Below are 17,275 nucleotides of genomic sequence, written 5' to 3'. Positions count from 1 at the left end.
AAGAGGTAAACATGATGGATGTTTTGTTCTGGGTCGCTGCCAGCTTTGGTGCTGGCGTCTGGGTTGGAGTGCAGCACAGAAAAAGTCAGCGAAAATCCTTTCGGCAGTCCACATCGAAGAACCGTACTGTCCGAAGCGAAGCTCAGCCAACAACTTGTCCCCCCGCGTCGTCGCTACATCCAGCCGTAAAATACAGAAACTCTCGCTGGGAAGAGAAGGAGGACCTGTTCTGGGGAATGGTGGAAGAAGGTGTCATTCTTGAAAACAAAAAATACATGACAACCCCGACCGAAAGACAATATCTGGAAAAGCTCGAAGCGTGGTTTGGTCAATATTGTCGGATATTTTGCCAGGTGAGTCCCGGGCGCTTCCTGAAGTTACCGGAGCAGGAGGCGTTCAGTGCTGAAGAAAGAGCGCGTTTCTTTACCCAGTTTAATGCGATGTCCGTGGATTATGTTCTGGTCTCCAGAAAAAATAACAAGATTGTCTGCGTCATTGAACTGGATGATAAAAGCCATGAACTTGATGAGCGCATTGCACGTGATAAACGGCTCGAACATCTGTTTGAAATGGCCGGTGTTCCGTTACTTCGTGTCAACGTTGACGAAATGAACGCTCAACCTCCCGTGTGGGAGCGTCGTAAGGCTGTAGAAGAAAGAATGGCCGTTTCCTGAAATTTACTGAATTGAGTACTTTCTCCCATGGATGATCTAACCCTTCGCTATTACGAAGCCGAGATGCGTTACCTGCGCGAAGCCGGTAAAGAATTTGCCCGCGCCCACCCCGATCGGGCAGCGATGCTCAATCTGGATAAAACCGGGGCCCGTGATCCGTATGTCGAGCGCCTGTTTGAGGGCTTTGCCTTCCTGATGGGCCGTTTGCGTGAAAAGCTCGATGATGACCTGCCGGAACTGACCGAAGGGCTGGTGAGCCTGCTGTGGCCACATTACATGCGCACCATTCCGTCGCTGTCGGTAGTGGCGTTCACGCCGGACTGGCGCCAGCTTCGCAAAATGGAAGTGCTTGAAAACGGCTTTTCCATCCTGTCGCGTCCGGTCGGTCCCGATAATACGGTCTGTCAGTACCGCACCACCCGCAAAGTGCCCCTGCAGCCGCTGCACCTGGCTGAGGCCCGCCTGCAGACCGAACCGGATGGCCGCGCCGCCATCCGTCTGCGTTTCGAATGCCCGGACAAGGTGGACTGGTCGAAAGCCGGGATTGATAAGGTGGCTATTTACCTGGATGCCGACAGCCCGGTGGCCTCGGCTCTGCATCTGGCGCTGACGCGCCGGGTGCAGGCGATGTATGTCCGCCACAGTGAGACCCGTACTGAGCGGGTACGCTTTGACGGCTGGTGTAAACCCATGGGCTTTGATGATACCGACCGGCTTTGGCCTAAAGGGGACTCAGCATTCAGTGGCTACCAGCTGCTGCTGGAGTATTTCAGCTTCCGCGAGAAGTTTATGTTCGTGGAGCTTACGGGTCTGGAGCTTGCCGGGCTGAGTCAGAAAACCACCTGGTTTGAGACCGATATCGTGCTCGATGGCGGCTGGTCGTCAGACATGCCGTTTGAGACCGATAATTTCCGCCTGCACTGTGCGCCGGTCATTAACCTGTTCTCACTGGAAGCGGACCCGCTGACGCCTGACCCGCTGCAGAACGAATACCTGCTGCGGCCGATGCGCGTGCAGGACGGTCATACGGAAATCTACAGTGTGGATTCCATTCACGGTGCGGTGAAAAACGGCAAACATCCGTACGTACCGTTCACCAGTTTCCGCCACCGCGGTGGCATGATGCGCCATGACGCGCCGGAGCGTTACTTCCACACCCGCGTGAAGCGCGGTCCCTCGGGGTTGTATGACACCTGGCTTATCCTTGGCGGTAAGTCATTCGAACTGGAGCAACTGTCACAGACCCCGGAGTCGCTCTCCATCCGCATCACAGGTACCAACGGTCAGCTGCCGCGCCGCTCACTCCAGAGCACGCTGCTGGACAGGGTGGTGAAGGCGGGTAAAGTGCCGGTTCGGGTCATGAACCTGAAGGTGCCAACTTTGCCGCTTTACCCACCGGCAAATGACCGCTTCCACTGGCGGGTGATGAGCCATCTGGGTTCAAGTTTCTTAAGCATGATGGATAACCCTGAAGTGTTACGCGGCACGCTGGCGCTGTATGACTGGACCGACGATGAGATGAACCGCCGACGCCTGGAGGCGATTGTTGCCGTGAAGCACACGCTTATCCGTCGCTTTGAAAAGGGCTTTATGCTGCGCGGGGTGGACATTGAAATCACCCTTAATGCCGATAACTTTGCCGGGGAGGGCGACGTCACGCTGTTTGGCGAGATGCTGCATCGCTTCTTTGCCCTTTATGCCGATGTCCACCTCTTCAATCAGCTCACGCTGGTCCTGCAACCGACAGGGAAACGACTGCGATGGAAAGAGAATCACAGCCAGCACGTTCCGGGCTGACAGAAGCGCTTCGCGACGACATCTGGCGGGTTAATTTCTACCGCTTCTGTCAGTTGCTGGAGCAGGAGAACCCGGACGCGCCGAAACTGGGCAGTACCGAGAAACTGTCCGCCGACCCGGTGCGTTTTCGTCCGTGGCCGGGAATGGGCTTCCCGGTCAGTGAACTGAAGGCGGTTGAAACCGATGAGGACCACCCGGAGCTGTCGCCGACGGTGCGGACCACTTTCCTCGGAATGTACGGGGTGGACTCCCCGCTACCGACGGCGTACCTCGATGATATTGCGCAGCGCCGGGAGGGGTATGAAGCCACCACAGCGTTTCTCGATATCTTCAGCCACCGTATTCACACCCAGTACTATCGTATCTGGCGCAAATACGCTTACCCGGCCACCTTCGAAGACGGCGGCGTGGATGACACATCTCAGTGCCTGCTGGGACTGGTCGGTCTTGGCATCCCGGGTACGGCGGAGCAGATTGCCACGCCGGTCTCCCGATTCCTGGCGCTGCTTGGCACCATGCGGTTGCCAACCCGAAACGCCGAAGGCATCCGCCAGCTGGTGAGCCTGCTGGCCCCGGACACCCTGAGCACGGTTATCAGCCCGGACCCGGTGAAAGTCCCCGTGGAGAGCCGCAGTGGACTCGGCAAAGCCAGCCGCGTGTCGCTGTCACAGCGGGCCACACTCGGCAGGACCGGGAAAGAAGCCTGCAGCCGTATCCTCCTGATGCTGGCGACTGACAATCCGCAGGAGGCGCAGGGCTGGTTGCCCGGCGGTCAGCTGCACACTGACCTGATGGTGCTGCTGCGGGTGTACATGGGTTATCGCTCCGATGTACGCCTTCGCCTCACGGTACCGGTAAGCTGTCTGCCTGAACCACGTCTGGGTAAGGCAAGCCGGGTTCAGCTGGGCCGCACCGGCGTACTGGGTCTCAGGCGCGACCGTCCCACGACCCGTACGCACCTCACCGTGAGTCTGGGCACCTGTGAAGGCCTGACCTGTGAGACCCTGCGGCTGGCCGAGCCCGGCGGCTATCGCTTCGACTGATATTCCTGAAAGCAATACCCAACACCAGACACATTCAACACGCCCCTGTTTCTGAACGCTGAAAAGGACTCCACGAATGACTTTCGCTTCCCTGTCGCGCAGCGCCGCACTGATGCTGCTCTGTTCCCTGTTGACCGCATGTGGCCTGACTCAGGCCGTGTCGGACGGCACCGTCAGCGCAACCAGAGCCATTTTCTACAAAAAAATAAAGGTGCTGCGCCTAGACTTTGAGCCGCGTGCGGCCATCAACGCAGATGAAAGCCAGGCGCCGCTTGCCACCATGGTGCAGGTCTACCAGCTGAAGGACCGCCAGAAGGTGGATGCCGCCGACTACCAGAAACTGCTGCGCGATGCGGACTCCACTCTGAAAGAAGACATCGTCGCCAGCAAGTCTCTGCTGGTGATGCCCAAAGGCAGCGTTACGCTCAATATGCCGATGAACGAAGACGCGAAATTTGTGGCGGTGGTGGGGCTGTTTAATCGGCCGGATATCAAAAACAACACCTGGAAGCTGGTACTGAGCCGCGACGACCTCGACCCTGACAAGCCGCGCACCATCCAGCTCAACAGCACCGGGCTGACCCTGGTTCCGGTGAAGGAGTAAACCCATGGACACCACCTTCGATAACTGGCTGGCGCTGTTTGACGGGCAGACCCGCTACCGCCTCGAGATAAGCGACAGTATCCTGAAGCCGGATGTGCTGAACTTCCACGGGCGAGAAGCGCTGAATACGCCGTTCAAATGGCGCATTGAGTTCACCACACCTCAGAAAGGTATTACCCGCGAGGATGCGATGCTGAAGTACGCCACCCTCAGCATGCTCTCAGGCCGGGTTGTGCAGGGCATTATCACCGCTTTTGAGGTCCTCAAAGAGACCGTGGACCAGACGCATTTCGCTGTGACGCTTTCCTCGCGCCTGACGCTGCTGGCCCATACCCGCCGCTGCGCGGTCTGGCAGAATGTTTCGGTACCGGAACTGGTGGAGCAGGTCCTGCGCAGCCACGGGCTGGAAGGAGCTGATTTTGAATTCCGGCTGGAACGGACTTACCCGGTCCGCGAACTGATAACCCAGTGGCGTGAGACCGACCTGCAGTTTATTCAGCGAATACTGGCCGAAGACGGCATCTGGTTCCGCACCGGGGTCAACACCACCACTGGTCTTGATACGGTGACCTTCGCCGACAGCCAGCTTCAGTATCAGTTTGATGTACGCCTGCCGTATCGTGAGCCTTCTGCCCTCCATGACGGCGCAGCCGAAGCGGTGTGGGATGCCAGAGTGTGGCACCACACGGTGACCGGCAGTGTGGCCACACGGGATTATAACTACCGCACCGCCAGCACGCCGATGGATGCGACCGCAACCGTCAGAAACGAGGCGGCCACCACCGGCGAACATTACCGCTACGCGGCCCCGTACCGCGAAGCGGGCGATGACACCACCTCTGAGCCGGAAACCGAAAGCGGGGCGTTTTATGCTCGTATCCATCACGAACGTGAACTGAACAGGGCCATTCGCCTGCACCTGTTCAGTAACGCCAGTCATCTGACGCCCGGGATGGTGCTGGAGACCGGCGACAGTGGCGTGTCGGAGCTGAAAGAGGGGATGGTGATTACACTCACCACCTTCCGCGCGGCCCGGGATACCCGTCTGCACGTTTCGGTATGGGGCATACCCTACAGCGAGCAATTCTGCTTCAGACCTGAGACTGTACCACGCCCGCTGATCGCCGGCACGCTGACGGCCCGCGTTGAGAGCGACGAGAAGAATGCGCCGTATGCCCATCTCGATGAAACGGGGCGTTACCGCGTGAAGCTGGACTTCAGCCGTGAAGACGCAGAGCCGGGTTATCACTATCTGTGGATACGCCAGGCCAAACCCTATGCCGGAGAAACGTACGGCTGGCATACGCCGCTGACTGACGGCACTGAAGTGGGGATTGCCTTTGACGGCGGTGACCCGGACCGGCCGTATATCGCCCATGCGTTTCATGACTCTGAACATCCGGACGTGGTCACCCGGGACAACCGCAGCCAGAACATCCTGCGCACCGCGGGTCAGAACGAGCTGCGGATGGAAGACCAGCTCAAGAGTGAACATATCGCACTCAGCACGCCGTTCGGGGCCACTGCCCTTAACCTGGGCCACATCGTGGACGCGGAGAACGCGCTACGGGGCACCGGCTTTGAACTGCGCACCGATGAGTTCGGAGTCATCCGTGTGGCGAAGGGGTTGCTGGTCACCGCCGATGGCAAAGTGCACGGCGAAGGCGATGTGCTGGATATGGACGTGGCTCTCAGAGAGATTGAGACCCTCCGGACGCAAATCGAGGGACTGGCCACAGCAACCCGACAGGCGAAAGCCCTCGAAGCTGATATCGCCAGCCAGCAGGCAATGTTCGCCGCACGGCTGAAAACCCTCAATGAGATGATCCACTTTTCAGCACCCGAGGGGATGGCTTTTACCAGCGCAGAGCATCTGCAGCTGGTGGCCACTGACAATATTGCCCTGAATGCCGGTGGTGATATCAGTATCGGGACCCAGGGGCATATCACCGGACTGGCGGGCGATAGCGTGGGAATGTTTGCTCAACACGGCAAGCTGAGCCTGATTTCGGCTCAGGGGCCGGTACAGTTTCAGGCGCAGCACGGGATGATGAACCTGAGTGCGGAGCAGAAACTGACTCTCATCTCTGCAAAAGAGATGCTGCTGGCCGGTAAAAAGCGAATACGGCTGGTGGGCGGCGGGAGCTCCATCCTTATCGAGCAGGGGCAAATCAAGTACGAGACTGCAGGTACCTATACCCGCAAGGCCAGCCGGCTGGACACGGAAGGGGGAAGCAGCCGGCCACTTGTTTTCCCTGAGATGGGCATTTCACATGCTTATTCTGCTGTTTACCAGTTGCAGGATGAGCAGGGCAGGCTCCTTGCAGGAAGGCCCTATCACCTGAAGACCCCTTCCGGACAGGAAGCAAGCGGATTCAGTGATGCAGAGGGCCGGACCGTAGCGATATATACCCGTGAGCAGGAAGCTGTAGACCTTCATGTCGTATCGGACAAGCCGCAGCCGGAAGAATCCATGTGGTTTATCGGTGATGGAGACCAACAGCAACTGACAACCGAATACAGGGAGGATGTGTAATGGAACTGCCCGATTTACCCGATACCCCGGGCGTTGACATTCCCACCGGGACCAATAATCAGCCGTGGGACTGTACGACAACCGGCGTTGAGATGGTGGAGAAACAGTCGCGTTTGCCGACGAGCGATAACCGGCAATACCTGCACATCAAGGTGGAGTACGCGATGCGTTTTCCACGGTTGTCTGCAGAAATCCGTCGCAACGGCAAAAGCTATCAAATGAGCCTGAAGCAACTGATGCTCAGTGGACTTATTCGCGTGGATGAGATCAAACGCGATTACCGGTGGTGGTACAAAGCCGAAGTCCCGTTTGATATGCGCACCACTCCGCCACGTCCGTTTCTCAGCAGTACGTTACTGGACGAAGGTGCCGGCAGGCGGCACACCACCAATCCTTTCCCGGTGCCGGGTAAAGGGATTTATCGTCGTCCGGATGTCATTATTGTAAAAAACATGAATGATCGCTGGCCGGGGCTTTCTGGGCAGGATACGGAAGGCCAGATGCATGCTGATAATCTGGAGCGCCTGGTGGAGGTAAAGTTTCCGGGGGACAAACTTGACCAAGAACAGTACGAAGATTACATGATAATTGTTGGGGGATATGGTAACGAGGAACGCATGACCATTCTGGAGATCCACGATTGTCGGCCCGAGGAGCAGCAGTGGAGCGATCAGGTGGTCAATGTGACGATGAAAGCCTGGAAGACCAGCGGGGCGAAATACTGGCCGCTGTTCCTGTACCCACCCATTTTCACCCCACGCCCGCCTGCCACCCCGATGCCTGCGAAAGTCGAACCCTGGACGTATGCCGGGAAAGCCGTGGCTGACCTCAGCGAAGGGGTGATTAACAATATGGCTGCCGGCTGGCATGCGCTGTCAGAAGAGATGCAACAAAAGCTCAGTCAGGCCGCGGGCTGGCTGAACGACAGTGGAGAATGGGTATACTCTCAGGGACATCAGGCATGGCGCTGGGTCAGTCAGACAGGACGCGCAGCGGCTTCATGGACGGATGAACAGCTTCGGGCTGCGTGGCTGAAAATCCAGAAAGCCACCGATATGAAACTGGATATGCTGAAACAGGTCGACTGGGTTCAGGTACTGACGGATGTGGCTGTCACGGTTGGCGTGGTACTTGTTGCAGTAGGTGTAGGGGTGTTAGTGGTGACGTTAGGTGTCCCGGAAGCGCTGCTGGCCGCATTTTTACTGATTATTCGTCTGGCGATCACTGCCTGGGAAGCGCTGGCAGCGGTTCTGGGAGCCGGAACCGTCGGTGCGCTGGCAACCCAATAAGGAAAGATAATGGAACTGAATGATTTAGAACTGAATTATATTGAAAAATGGCTGCCAGAAGCGTCGGTGAAGTACAAGGACAGCAGTCAGGCAGTAAATCTTGGCCTGATAATTACCGTTTTTTTTAAGGATGGTCATACACCAGAAGTGCGCCAGAAGATGGTGGAGTGTGTGGATCGTTTTTATGATCAATTTAAATCTTATCTGAAGAAAACGGTATATAGAAAAAAATGGACAGGAATTACGGGAAATAACTACCAGAAAAAAAGGCAAGAAATTCTGGATGCAACGCCAGAAGAGATTTTCTCATGGTATTTGGGGAGTTCAGAGAAAGACTATCATGCCCCTGACTATGAAATTATCATTATGGGGAAAAGGATATTCCATAATGACAGTAATCGTTCTGTTATCAAACTGACATTCCCGCTAACGATGTTAAAAGAATCGGATGGTAAAGAGCGTTACCAGTCCTGGTTAATGTGGCTGTGTAATACTTTTGCCGTTGAAAGTGGTTATGCTGGTCTGTCATTTGTTCTTCCTTACGAATTTCACCGGATGTTCCCTTATGAATATAAACTGGCTCAGCGCTTTCCCGGCGTGATGGTGGATTCTATTGGCACCCTTGAAGGCTCCGGGGCTGCAATCAGCCTGAAAGGGGCTTGTTGGTTCACTATCCTGGGCAATCCCTGGCTGGAAAAACTTGGCGGTGAAGAGAAACTTGCTCATCGACTGAAGAACACACCAGAGATTGAACTGCTGCCGTATGATGGAGGCCTTATTCTCAAGGCTGGAGCACTACCGCCTGGTCTGGGTGAGACACAAACTGAAGAATTACCGCCCTTACTGGTGAAAGTAAATCAGATAATTAAGCCTGTACGATTTAACGGTTCACGCTCTCTACATTTCTACTCTGAACATGAAAACTTCCAGTTTGATAAAGAATCCACAATGAAGTGGTACAGACGCTTCGATGAAGCCAGTGCTGCGCTGGATAAAGACGATGAAGGTAAGTCCTGGGAGCCGGTCAGGATCACCTGCTGGAGCGGCGAAACATCACCGTTTGACGGTCGATGGGCCTCCATTGTTAACGGGGCGACGCAGTACACCCAAACCCGCGTTGGGCAGATTATGCCGCAGTATGAAGATAAGCATGGTCAGAAGCACCCGGCCCGTTGGTCACTGCTGGAAAGGGATGATGGCGGCAGCGTGTTTGACATAGCTCCTGATGAGGGAAATTGATCATGCCGCGCAATTCGCCCTCATTATGCGAGATGCTTTATGGCAATTTTGTCGGTGATCTCGACCTTCAGCATATCAGTGAAGAAAATCAGATCATTTTGTCGGTTCTGGACAACATGCAACGGATCCTTAACTGCCGTGCAGGCACGCTAGCGCATTTGCCGGACTATGGCCTGCCGGATATGACCACAATTCTACAGGGGCTTCCCGGCACCGCACATAAGCTGATGTCGACGCTGTCTGCAGCCCTGTTGAAATATGAGCCCCGCCTGAAATCCATTAATGTCGTTCTGCTGGAGCAGAACGTCCCCGGCGAATTGAGTTACGCCATTGATGCCGAGCTGAAGGGCATTGGTCTCGTACGCTATGGCACCGAGTTTATGCCCGAGGGACGAGTGATGCTGAGACACCTGAAGCAACAGCAATATCTTGACACGACTACCCGTCTGTAAGGCCAGAGAACACCATGTCAGTAAAAGCACAGTTTCTCAAAAAACTGCAGGCCAGACAGCCTGCCCCGGTCTCGTTTACCAGCAAGACTCTGGCCGATATCGCAGAATTTCGCCTGCGCATCACCCAGCTTCAGGAGCAGATGGACGCGTGGCTGGTGGATACTGGACTGAGTGTGGAGGCGTTCACGGCATCCGTCACGGACCTGCTGGTGGAGGGCGGCGCTTTTGATATTTCCGGTATCGTCCTGTGTGTCGACGACCGGGCCGTAAAGTTTATGCCGGTATTTTTGTACGGTCAGGGCGTGACCGGGTGCGTGGAGGTGAACTACCATAATGAAGGACTCGTGACGCCTTTGGGGCGATTATTTATGCGGTCTGGAACGGTGAACAACTGGACTTTTACTCCTCCTGGTACATTATCCTGCCCCGGGCAGTGTTTTGATGAAAGTACATTTTTTAGTTTGATCCTGGCGCTTCTGCCATAGTTGCGGGTATTGCAGTACCCGTCCCCTCTGAATATGCAGAAAGCGAAGCTGCATAAACGACAATCTTCAATAGTATCCTGATACGCCTGATGGACAACTGGCCATGAATGACATGACTCCCCGCAAAATAAAAACCGGCGGCGACCCGCGCATGCTACCGGATTATGCCGCCCTGCGTGATGAACTGAGTAAGCTGACGCATCCGGCGCGCCCGGACGTGAACTGGCTTTATGTCGAAAAACTCTGCCTCTCACTGTTTGAGCAGAACGGTGTGGAGCTACAGACGGCAGCCTGGTACACGCTGGCCCGTATGCAACTTGCCGGCTTATTCGGGCTCAATGAAGGGCTGACGATACTCGAGGCTTTGATAAGTCATCAGTGGGGAGGGTTATGGCCGCAGCCAGTCCATGCCCGTATGGAAATCCTCAGCAGTCTGAGTCAGCGTCTGCAGCAACGGATGCGCTCGCTCCCGCTCAATTACAGTGACCTCAGCCAGCTGTATCAGGCAGAGCAATTGCTCACCAGCCTGGGCGAAGTATTGCAGCGTCTGGAGCTTAAGCATCTGAGCCAGCTCGATGCCCTGCGTACTTTGATGCACAACAGCGCTGTCCGGCTGGAAAACAGTGATAACACAACCAGCACCGGACCGAACATTCAGTCGGGCATCGTGTTGCCTGCCACTGTGATGAATGGTGCGGCAGCGGCCACAAGAGACCTTGCTGGAGGTGATACGCCAGAGAGCGCAGTGAAGTGGGTGTACGTTGCGCAGCCGGAACCGCAGCCGAACGTGGAGGTGCTGGCAGTAATGCCTGCGCCGGTTAAAAAATGGAAATCTTTCGCTGCCGGGATGTGTACCATGCTGGTGATAAGCGCTGCCGCAGTGTGGGGCTGGCAGTATCTTCACCGTACTGATCCACTACTGACCCATCTTGCAGCCTCACTGGCACCATTACCTATACCTCTCACTCCTGAACAACTGGATATGTTGCGCCAGCAATCTCCGTCAGCACAAACTGTGATAGCACAGACACAACAGCAGATTGCCCGACTGGACAAGCTTCCTCCTGACTGGAATCTTGCTTACAGCCGAAAACTCACAGAACAGGCTCAGGCGCTGTGGCCGGAACAGGCTAAACCTCTGGCACAGCAGTGGCAGCAACAGATTAATATCTCAGTACTTCCTCTCGATACAATTAACGGCTGGCATGAAGGGATGACACAGCTTCAGGCACTTGCCGATAAACTGAATGCGCTAGATGGTCAGAGAGGAAAATACATTACCGTCAGTGAACTTAAATCGCAGGTCTTTGGCATGCTGACAAGCTTCCGGCAGACCGTGCCGGTGGAAGAACAGCTTCGGCAGTTGAAGCTACTCCCTGAAGATTCGCTGCAGCGTCAGCAGCAGGTCCAACAGGCTGAGCAGCACCTCCGGGCTCAAATATCTACGCTGGCGCAGGAAAAACAACGCGACTGATACCAGGGAGGTCTGACATGGTGGATAAAACGCAGCGTCACCGTAATCACTGGACACCGTGGTCGGTTGCCGAAATTACGTTTGTGGAACAACACTATGGTCAGCTGTCTGCCCGTGAAATCGGGGAACGGCTTGGCAGGTCTACCAATGGGGTGGCCCGGATTGTTCAGCTTTCAGGTCTGTCCCGTGGCGTGACGCCACCCTGGTCGGAAGAGGAGCTGGCATTGCTCCGGACCCACTATACAGAAGGTATAGAGTATGTAATGTCATTGTTACTCGGGCGTTCACGCAAGGCTATCTGCCAGCAGGCATCCCTTGCCGGGCTCACTGGTCGCAGTAGCTGGAGCCTTGAAGATAAGTCCTTTCTGGAAAAGCATTACGGCAATCTGCCAACAAAAGAAATTGCCGCCAGACTGGGCAGAAGCGTCAGTGCGGTGAGGGCTGCAGTGGTCAAATTTGGCCTTGGAACATGGAAAAACAGACCCTGGACGGAAAGCGAGCTGATGTTGATGCAGGCACATTACAGTAAAGGGATTGATAAAATAAAAGCGTTGCTGCCAGCCCGTACCCGGGAGGCCATTTTTGCCCAGGCCGGAAAAATGGGGCTGACAGAGGCCCGGCTTTGGCTGCCTGATGAAGACAGCCTGTTAAGAGCCATATATCCTGAGTCTGGTGCCCGTGGGGTAAAGGAGAAGCTTCCCCACAGGACGATCCCGGCGATAAAGCACAGGGTAACCAGTCTGGGGCTGAGGTCCTTCAAAAGGAAAAAACGGGTATCAAAGGTAAGACATGATGGTGGAGGATGAGGTTGCACAAAAGCTGGAGGCTGCTGGTCTCTGGCGCAGGGCTGCCAGTCGCTGGCTTGATGTGATGCAGCACAGAAAATATTGTTTTTCCTGCGCGAAGCCCATCAACTCCCCGGAGAAACTGGATGTGATGGAAATCGCGAGGGCTGCAAAGACTACTCAGGAGCGGATAGGACTGAGTCAGCCAGGAGGGGTCAATAAACGGTCTGATGTTAGAAATACGCATACGTCTTGAAAAGCAGTAATATCATTATGCTAACTGGCTGCTCGCTAACGATAAAAGGAGATCATGTGAGCCAAGAAGATGATGAGAAGTATCCAGCCAGTGCCGTATCCTCGTGGAGCGGCTTCGTTTATCAAGGGAAAATTGCGTTATATCACACTCTTAAACTGATTCACGATAACGATCTGGACTTCGAGCTGCAGCTAGACAGCAGTGACGACTTCGCTATTTATAAAAACGGAAAACTCTACACCGCCCATCAAGTCAAAGCTAAGATAAGTAAATATCGAAGTGGTTATATCAAGGCGCTGGAACAGTCAACTTTAATCGAACACGATAAAATCAAGGGGACAACTCGTTACTTCCATGTATCTGTCCCGCTAGATGAGACAGGCGATCACAGAGGCACTAGCGGAGAAACAGTAAAATTCTATCGCTATGGAGACAACTATCATTGTGGTTTGGATGAGATTGAAGGACTGACCAAAGAACTCATAAAAAAATTATGTGAAAAACAGTCAATCATTGTCAGCGATAACCTTATAAATTTTAACTACTGCTTACTGTCAGAAAAAATTAGCACCAAGGCAATACATAACCATAAATTGAATCAAGTTGACGGGATCTCAGAAGACAAAGCCGCATACGAGGGTCGTATCAAGGCCCGGAGTATTTTAACGGAACTGCTGACCGAAAACCCCTACCAGAATAGGGATTACTATGCAGTTAAATTAAAGGCCAGGCTCCAAACCCATTTAGAAGAAAGGTTGGATCAGATGCTACCAACAATGAGTGATGCCACTTATGAGAGAGCCAGACTTCTGAGTGAGCATATTCGCAAAACGCATATCAAAGAATTAAAAACCCTTTGCCAGATGATGAAACCATCCGAGCGGTTTCAAGACGTTCAGAAGAACGACATCAGGCGATACACCAAGCTGATACAGGCTATTTCGATGGAACCTATATTCAACCATCTTCCGCACTATCTTGACAGCGTAAATCGGTTCTACGTACCTACCGCTCTTGACGTGGATGAAAGCGAAGAGTGTGAGTTTGACATGATCCGTGAAATGAAAAACAACGGAGATCTGCTGAGACTGCTTTTTGAGTACAACCATTTAATCGCCAGTAAAGCGGAAACCTCATTCACTTTTAATACAAAATTCACGAGCTCGGATGACTTTGACAACAAGCAAACCACTGAAAAGTTTGAGAGCAACATCACCAAGTCGCTATGCATTAGTGTCATAACAAAAGACGACGCGGAGGAACGACTGAATGATAAAACAACTCATTAATGAAGCACTTCTGGCCCATGACTTTGTCAGTAAACTCGACATGGACAACACAAGCTTTTATATTCGCGAGTCTGGATCTGCTATCAGGTTTGCAGTCCTACATAATCTTGACGATCTCCTGGATCCGGCCGAACTAAATAACAGAATCAATCAACTTGCTCCTGACGAATTTCTCAGAAACCCAAGCTTTAAGAAAAACTGCGACTTGATTTGTATCCATCGCCTTGATGTTCTGGCCAGGTTTAAGGATCACGAAGAAGAAATTTTTGCAATTGAGGAAGATCCGCACTTTTATAAAAAATATGTCCTCTATTACAGTGTTGCGGAAGAAAGCGTGCTCGCTAATTTTACCTACGACAAACTGGTATCTGTGATTTCTGACAAAAAGGAATTTCTTGAATATAAAGAAAACCCTCTTGTTGCAACACAATACAGTTTTGCTGCGAAGACCTTTATCAAGCTTCCATTCTTAGAACTACCTGGTCATCAAGGGAACCTTGTGTCCTTGAGGTTGCAAGCTGCTGAAGCTGTAGCTGAAACCGACCTGAACGATATATATTCGACTATCCAGCAAGTCACAGACAAAAACGCTGACGACTTTATCAAGGAAATGATTCGTAATGAAATGGCAAATATCCAGGATTGAAGTCTCTAGTTTCAAAGCATTCAAGAATATTTTATTGGACCTTGGCGGGGCGTCCTTGCTAACTCTTGACGGCCCAAACGGTTATGGCAAAACAAGCATTTTCGACGCAATCGAACTGCTGCTTACCGGCCAGATCAATCGAATACAAAATCTATTCAATACATTATTAACCAGGAACAAGAGAGACTATGCAGACAATCTCTTCTGGAACAGTCGCTCTGGCGATAACGATCTCTGCATCAAGATTGAATTCATTAATGATGGTCGCAAACTTGTTTTAGCCAGACATTGCCCTGCGGCGATATTCAAAAAACCAGCAAACAATCGTGCAGACAAATATGGGAACTTTAGGCTTTATGAGCTACCAGAATTTGAATCATCTGATTTCACCAAGAACAATCTGCGCGACAACAACTTCCTGGACGAAATTTTCGGAAAAAATTTCAGGGAAAACTTCTCTTTCCTTAACTATCTCGAGCAAGGACAAAACCGACTGTTACACACTCGGGTAGACGAACGTAAGGAGAAACTTGGAAACCTCTTTAACATCAGCGATGTTGAAGCTGAGATCGAAAACTGCAACACTATCTACACTAAACTTACAAGGTACATCAACAATCCAGAACGCACGGTAAAAGTTGCATCACTTAAAGAAGAGATAGCCACCCTGAGGGACACCTTGCAGGCAGAGGCTGGGGTAGTTGAGTACAAAAAGCTCTCGACGACTGATGTCCAACCTGGATGGGACAAGGAGATACTGTTCTCATCGTATTCTGCGGTAGACCATGCAGCCTACCAGGAATCAGTTCGTAAGATTATTGCCCTTCTGCCACTCAAAGCCACGATAAAAACCAGGATTCACAACGAGACAATCGATGCTGCCATCGAGCGTAATGAGGAATCAATGAGAAGCCTGGCTCGGTTCGGTAAAGACCTTGGCAAGCTTGATGGGCTTGAAGCTATCAAGCAGGAGATTGATGAATTAGAGCGCTCAGCAAACATCATCAAACGCGGTGCTAAGGTCATCAAGGTCGAAGAAGCCCGATCACTACCAAACTGGAAAGATGGGCGCCTTGAGTGGTTTGAGTTACAAATTGAATCCCGAAACAGACTAGCGGAAAAAAGCAGCACCAACGCGAATGTCGTAGCCGAACTGGAACATCTGAAAAAGCAACTGCTTGAGGAACATAAAAAGTCCTATCCCGACGATAAGATGTGCCCCCTCTGTGGCGCTGACTGGGAAGATCACAAATCAATGGTTGATGCCATTGAAGCAAAAACTAAGCAGATCTCTGATTCGCTAGGGCAGGACGGTAAAGACTTAGTTATCCTTATTGCTGCTATGGACGCTGAGCTGAAACTCATCAACACCCATATACAAGACCGCCTGAAACTTCTTACGCCTACCTTTGAACCAAATCTTCATGTGGCGCTGAGCAGAATTAAGCTTCGGCTCCCGGCAATTATCCAGCTACTGGAGAACCTGCAAAGCGAAAATATTCAATTTACTTATGCATTCACGGAAATTGATGACGTAGTAGATGAACGATTTGAAAAGCTTAAGGAAATTCTAAGAAATAAAAAACAGGTTGAAGCTGATGCCTTAGCGCTGCCGGAGGATTGGCGAGAAACCACAAATCGCGCTTTCAAAGACTTACAGGACTTCTATATAGTCACGGCTGAAGATCTGAAGGACAAAGAGAAGTACATATCGATTAAAGCTAATGAGGCTCAAAATTCCAGGCTCCAAACCTGTATTACCGAGCTTAAAGTTATCGAAAAGGAAACTAAGGCAGCCCAAAAAGCACAAGATAAAATCGAAAAGCTCCGCAGTACACTGAAGAAGACAGAGCAAAGTTATACCGACCAGACAATTTCGGCTATTGAGTTCATATTCCACATCTACAGTGGCCGTCTGATCCAAAACTACCAACGTGGCCTGGGCCTGTTTATCAGAGCCGAGAAGGTACGCAATTAAGGTTCCTGACTGCCGAGAAGTCTGAGCACGATGCAGTGATGTCCATGAGTTCTGGGCAAGTGTCCGCCCTCAGCCTTGCCTTCTTCCTCTCGCTCAACAAAGTCTATTCACAGGTGCCTCTAATCCTGATTGATGACCCGTCTCAATCCCTGGATGAAGTCAACGTTGCATCCCTGACCGATCTACTCCGTTGTGAGCTCAAGCATTGTCAGTTGGTTGTCTCCTCACACGAGGACGATATTTCAGCTTATATGCGCTACCGGTTCGACAGAGCAGGTTTGGCAACAAGTTCGCTCAACATGCAGCTTTTGGCGAAAGAAGCTTTGTAAATGCGACACATGACCACCTGGTAGAGCCTGGCGTCGCTACAAAGATCTTCTGACAGCCCTCGTAGTGAGGATAGAATGTGTCTATCTGGATCTTTACCGTCGACGCTGACATGAGGACGAAAACCGTATCCAGTAGAAATATTACGTGAATGAAGGCCCTCGTGTTGCCAGAAGACTGACCGGACGGACGAAATCTGCTGTTGTAAACCAGAGTTATGCTCTTGGTCTCCGCCATCCGGTGAAGGTCAGGTGGTATGAGGATGAGCGGGATACTCAGCGAGGCATGGCGCACGGTGACGGGTACTGATAGAAACGTCGCCAGTATGGCGTCTTTCATTATCAAAGGTGTTCATTATTCATGGTTTATCGCATGAAAATATAAAGCCGTCTGGCATATCG

General features: G+C 52.4%; 16 protein-coding genes. All 16 read left to right on the top strand.

From position 1 onward, the window contains the following. Positions 1 to 11: 11 nt before the first annotated feature. The 16 genes from B9P82_RS09205 to B9P82_RS28865 all read left to right on the top strand — a co-directional run bounded on the left by B9P82_RS09205 (position 12) and on the right by B9P82_RS28865 (position 16,876). Complete coding sequence (locus B9P82_RS09205) at positions 12 to 674, top strand: DUF2726 domain-containing protein (RefSeq protein WP_246842104.1); 663 nt, start codon at positions 12 to 14, stop codon at positions 672 to 674. 27 nt (positions 675 to 701) lie between these two features. Further along, positions 702 to 2,471, top strand: a complete 1,770-nt coding sequence (gene tssF, locus B9P82_RS09200; protein WP_101700232.1) for a type VI secretion system baseplate subunit TssF — start codon at positions 702 to 704, stop codon at positions 2,469 to 2,471. Next, positions 2,435 to 3,514, top strand: coding sequence for a type VI secretion system baseplate subunit TssG (tssG, locus tag B9P82_RS09195; RefSeq protein ID WP_101700231.1), 1,080 nt, complete (start codon positions 2,435 to 2,437; stop codon positions 3,512 to 3,514). Before tssF ends, tssG begins: the two co-directional genes overlap by 37 nt. 76 nt (positions 3,515 to 3,590) lie before the next feature. Next, on the top strand, positions 3,591 to 4,118 hold the full coding sequence (gene tssJ / locus B9P82_RS09190; RefSeq protein WP_101700230.1) for a type VI secretion system lipoprotein TssJ: 528 nt from the start codon (positions 3,591 to 3,593) through the stop codon (positions 4,116 to 4,118). A gap of 4 nt (positions 4,119 to 4,122) precedes the next feature. After that, complete coding sequence (locus B9P82_RS09185; RefSeq protein WP_101700229.1) at positions 4,123 to 6,654, top strand: type VI secretion system Vgr family protein; 2,532 nt, start codon at positions 4,123 to 4,125, stop codon at positions 6,652 to 6,654. Then, positions 6,654 to 7,943 carry a VRR-NUC domain-containing protein gene (locus B9P82_RS09180; RefSeq protein ID WP_101700228.1) on the top strand — a complete coding sequence of 430 codons (1,290 nt, stop codon included), beginning with the start codon at positions 6,654 to 6,656 and terminating at the stop codon, positions 7,941 to 7,943. The genes B9P82_RS09185 and B9P82_RS09180 overlap by 1 nt, the downstream gene beginning before the upstream one ends. A 9-nt stretch (positions 7,944 to 7,952) precedes the next feature. After that, complete coding sequence (locus B9P82_RS09175) at positions 7,953 to 9,182, top strand: DUF3396 domain-containing protein (RefSeq protein WP_101700227.1); 1,230 nt, start codon at positions 7,953 to 7,955, stop codon at positions 9,180 to 9,182. A 2-nt stretch (positions 9,183 to 9,184) separates the two neighbouring features. Next, positions 9,185 to 9,634 (top strand): type VI secretion system baseplate subunit TssE, encoded by a 450-nt coding sequence (gene tssE / locus B9P82_RS09170; RefSeq protein WP_101700226.1) that lies wholly within the window; start codon positions 9,185 to 9,187, stop codon positions 9,632 to 9,634. Positions 9,635 to 9,648: 14 nt separating this feature from the next. Beyond that, positions 9,649 to 10,119 carry a hypothetical protein gene (locus B9P82_RS09165; protein WP_101700225.1) on the top strand — a complete coding sequence of 157 codons (471 nt, stop codon included), beginning with the start codon at positions 9,649 to 9,651 and terminating at the stop codon, positions 10,117 to 10,119. Between the two features lie 103 nt (positions 10,120 to 10,222). Next, on the top strand, positions 10,223 to 11,593 hold the full coding sequence (locus tag B9P82_RS09160) for a VasL domain-containing protein (RefSeq protein ID WP_101700224.1): 1,371 nt from the start codon (positions 10,223 to 10,225) through the stop codon (positions 11,591 to 11,593). A 17-nt stretch (positions 11,594 to 11,610) separates the two neighbouring features. Then, on the top strand, positions 11,611 to 12,399 hold the full coding sequence (locus B9P82_RS28870) for a hypothetical protein (protein ID WP_246842103.1): 789 nt from the start codon (positions 11,611 to 11,613) through the stop codon (positions 12,397 to 12,399). Next, positions 12,386 to 12,634, top strand: coding sequence for a PerC family transcriptional regulator (locus B9P82_RS09150; protein ID WP_101700295.1), 249 nt, complete (start codon positions 12,386 to 12,388; stop codon positions 12,632 to 12,634). The genes B9P82_RS28870 and B9P82_RS09150 overlap by 14 nt, the downstream gene beginning before the upstream one ends. Before the next feature lie 56 nt (positions 12,635 to 12,690). Then, positions 12,691 to 13,923 carry an ABC-three component system protein gene (locus B9P82_RS09145; protein WP_101700223.1) on the top strand — a complete coding sequence of 411 codons (1,233 nt, stop codon included), beginning with the start codon at positions 12,691 to 12,693 and terminating at the stop codon, positions 13,921 to 13,923. Next, complete coding sequence (locus tag B9P82_RS09140; RefSeq protein WP_101700222.1) at positions 13,904 to 14,569, top strand: ABC-three component system middle component 1; 666 nt, start codon at positions 13,904 to 13,906, stop codon at positions 14,567 to 14,569. Before B9P82_RS09145 ends, B9P82_RS09140 begins: the two co-directional genes overlap by 20 nt. Next, positions 14,544 to 16,547 (top strand): AAA family ATPase, encoded by a 2,004-nt coding sequence (locus B9P82_RS09135; RefSeq protein ID WP_246842101.1) that lies wholly within the window; start codon positions 14,544 to 14,546, stop codon positions 16,545 to 16,547. The genes B9P82_RS09140 and B9P82_RS09135 overlap by 26 nt, the downstream gene beginning before the upstream one ends. Positions 16,548 to 16,591: 44 nt before the next feature. Beyond that, positions 16,592 to 16,876, top strand: a complete 285-nt coding sequence (locus B9P82_RS28865) for a hypothetical protein (RefSeq protein WP_246842099.1) — start codon at positions 16,592 to 16,594, stop codon at positions 16,874 to 16,876. Positions 16,877 to 17,275: the final 399 nt, after the last annotated feature.

Source organism: Citrobacter sp. L55, from assembly GCF_002850715.1.
Classification (GTDB): Bacteria; Pseudomonadota; Gammaproteobacteria; order Enterobacterales; family Enterobacteriaceae; genus Citrobacter; species Citrobacter braakii.
This window is presented reverse-complemented; position numbering and strand designations above follow the sequence as displayed.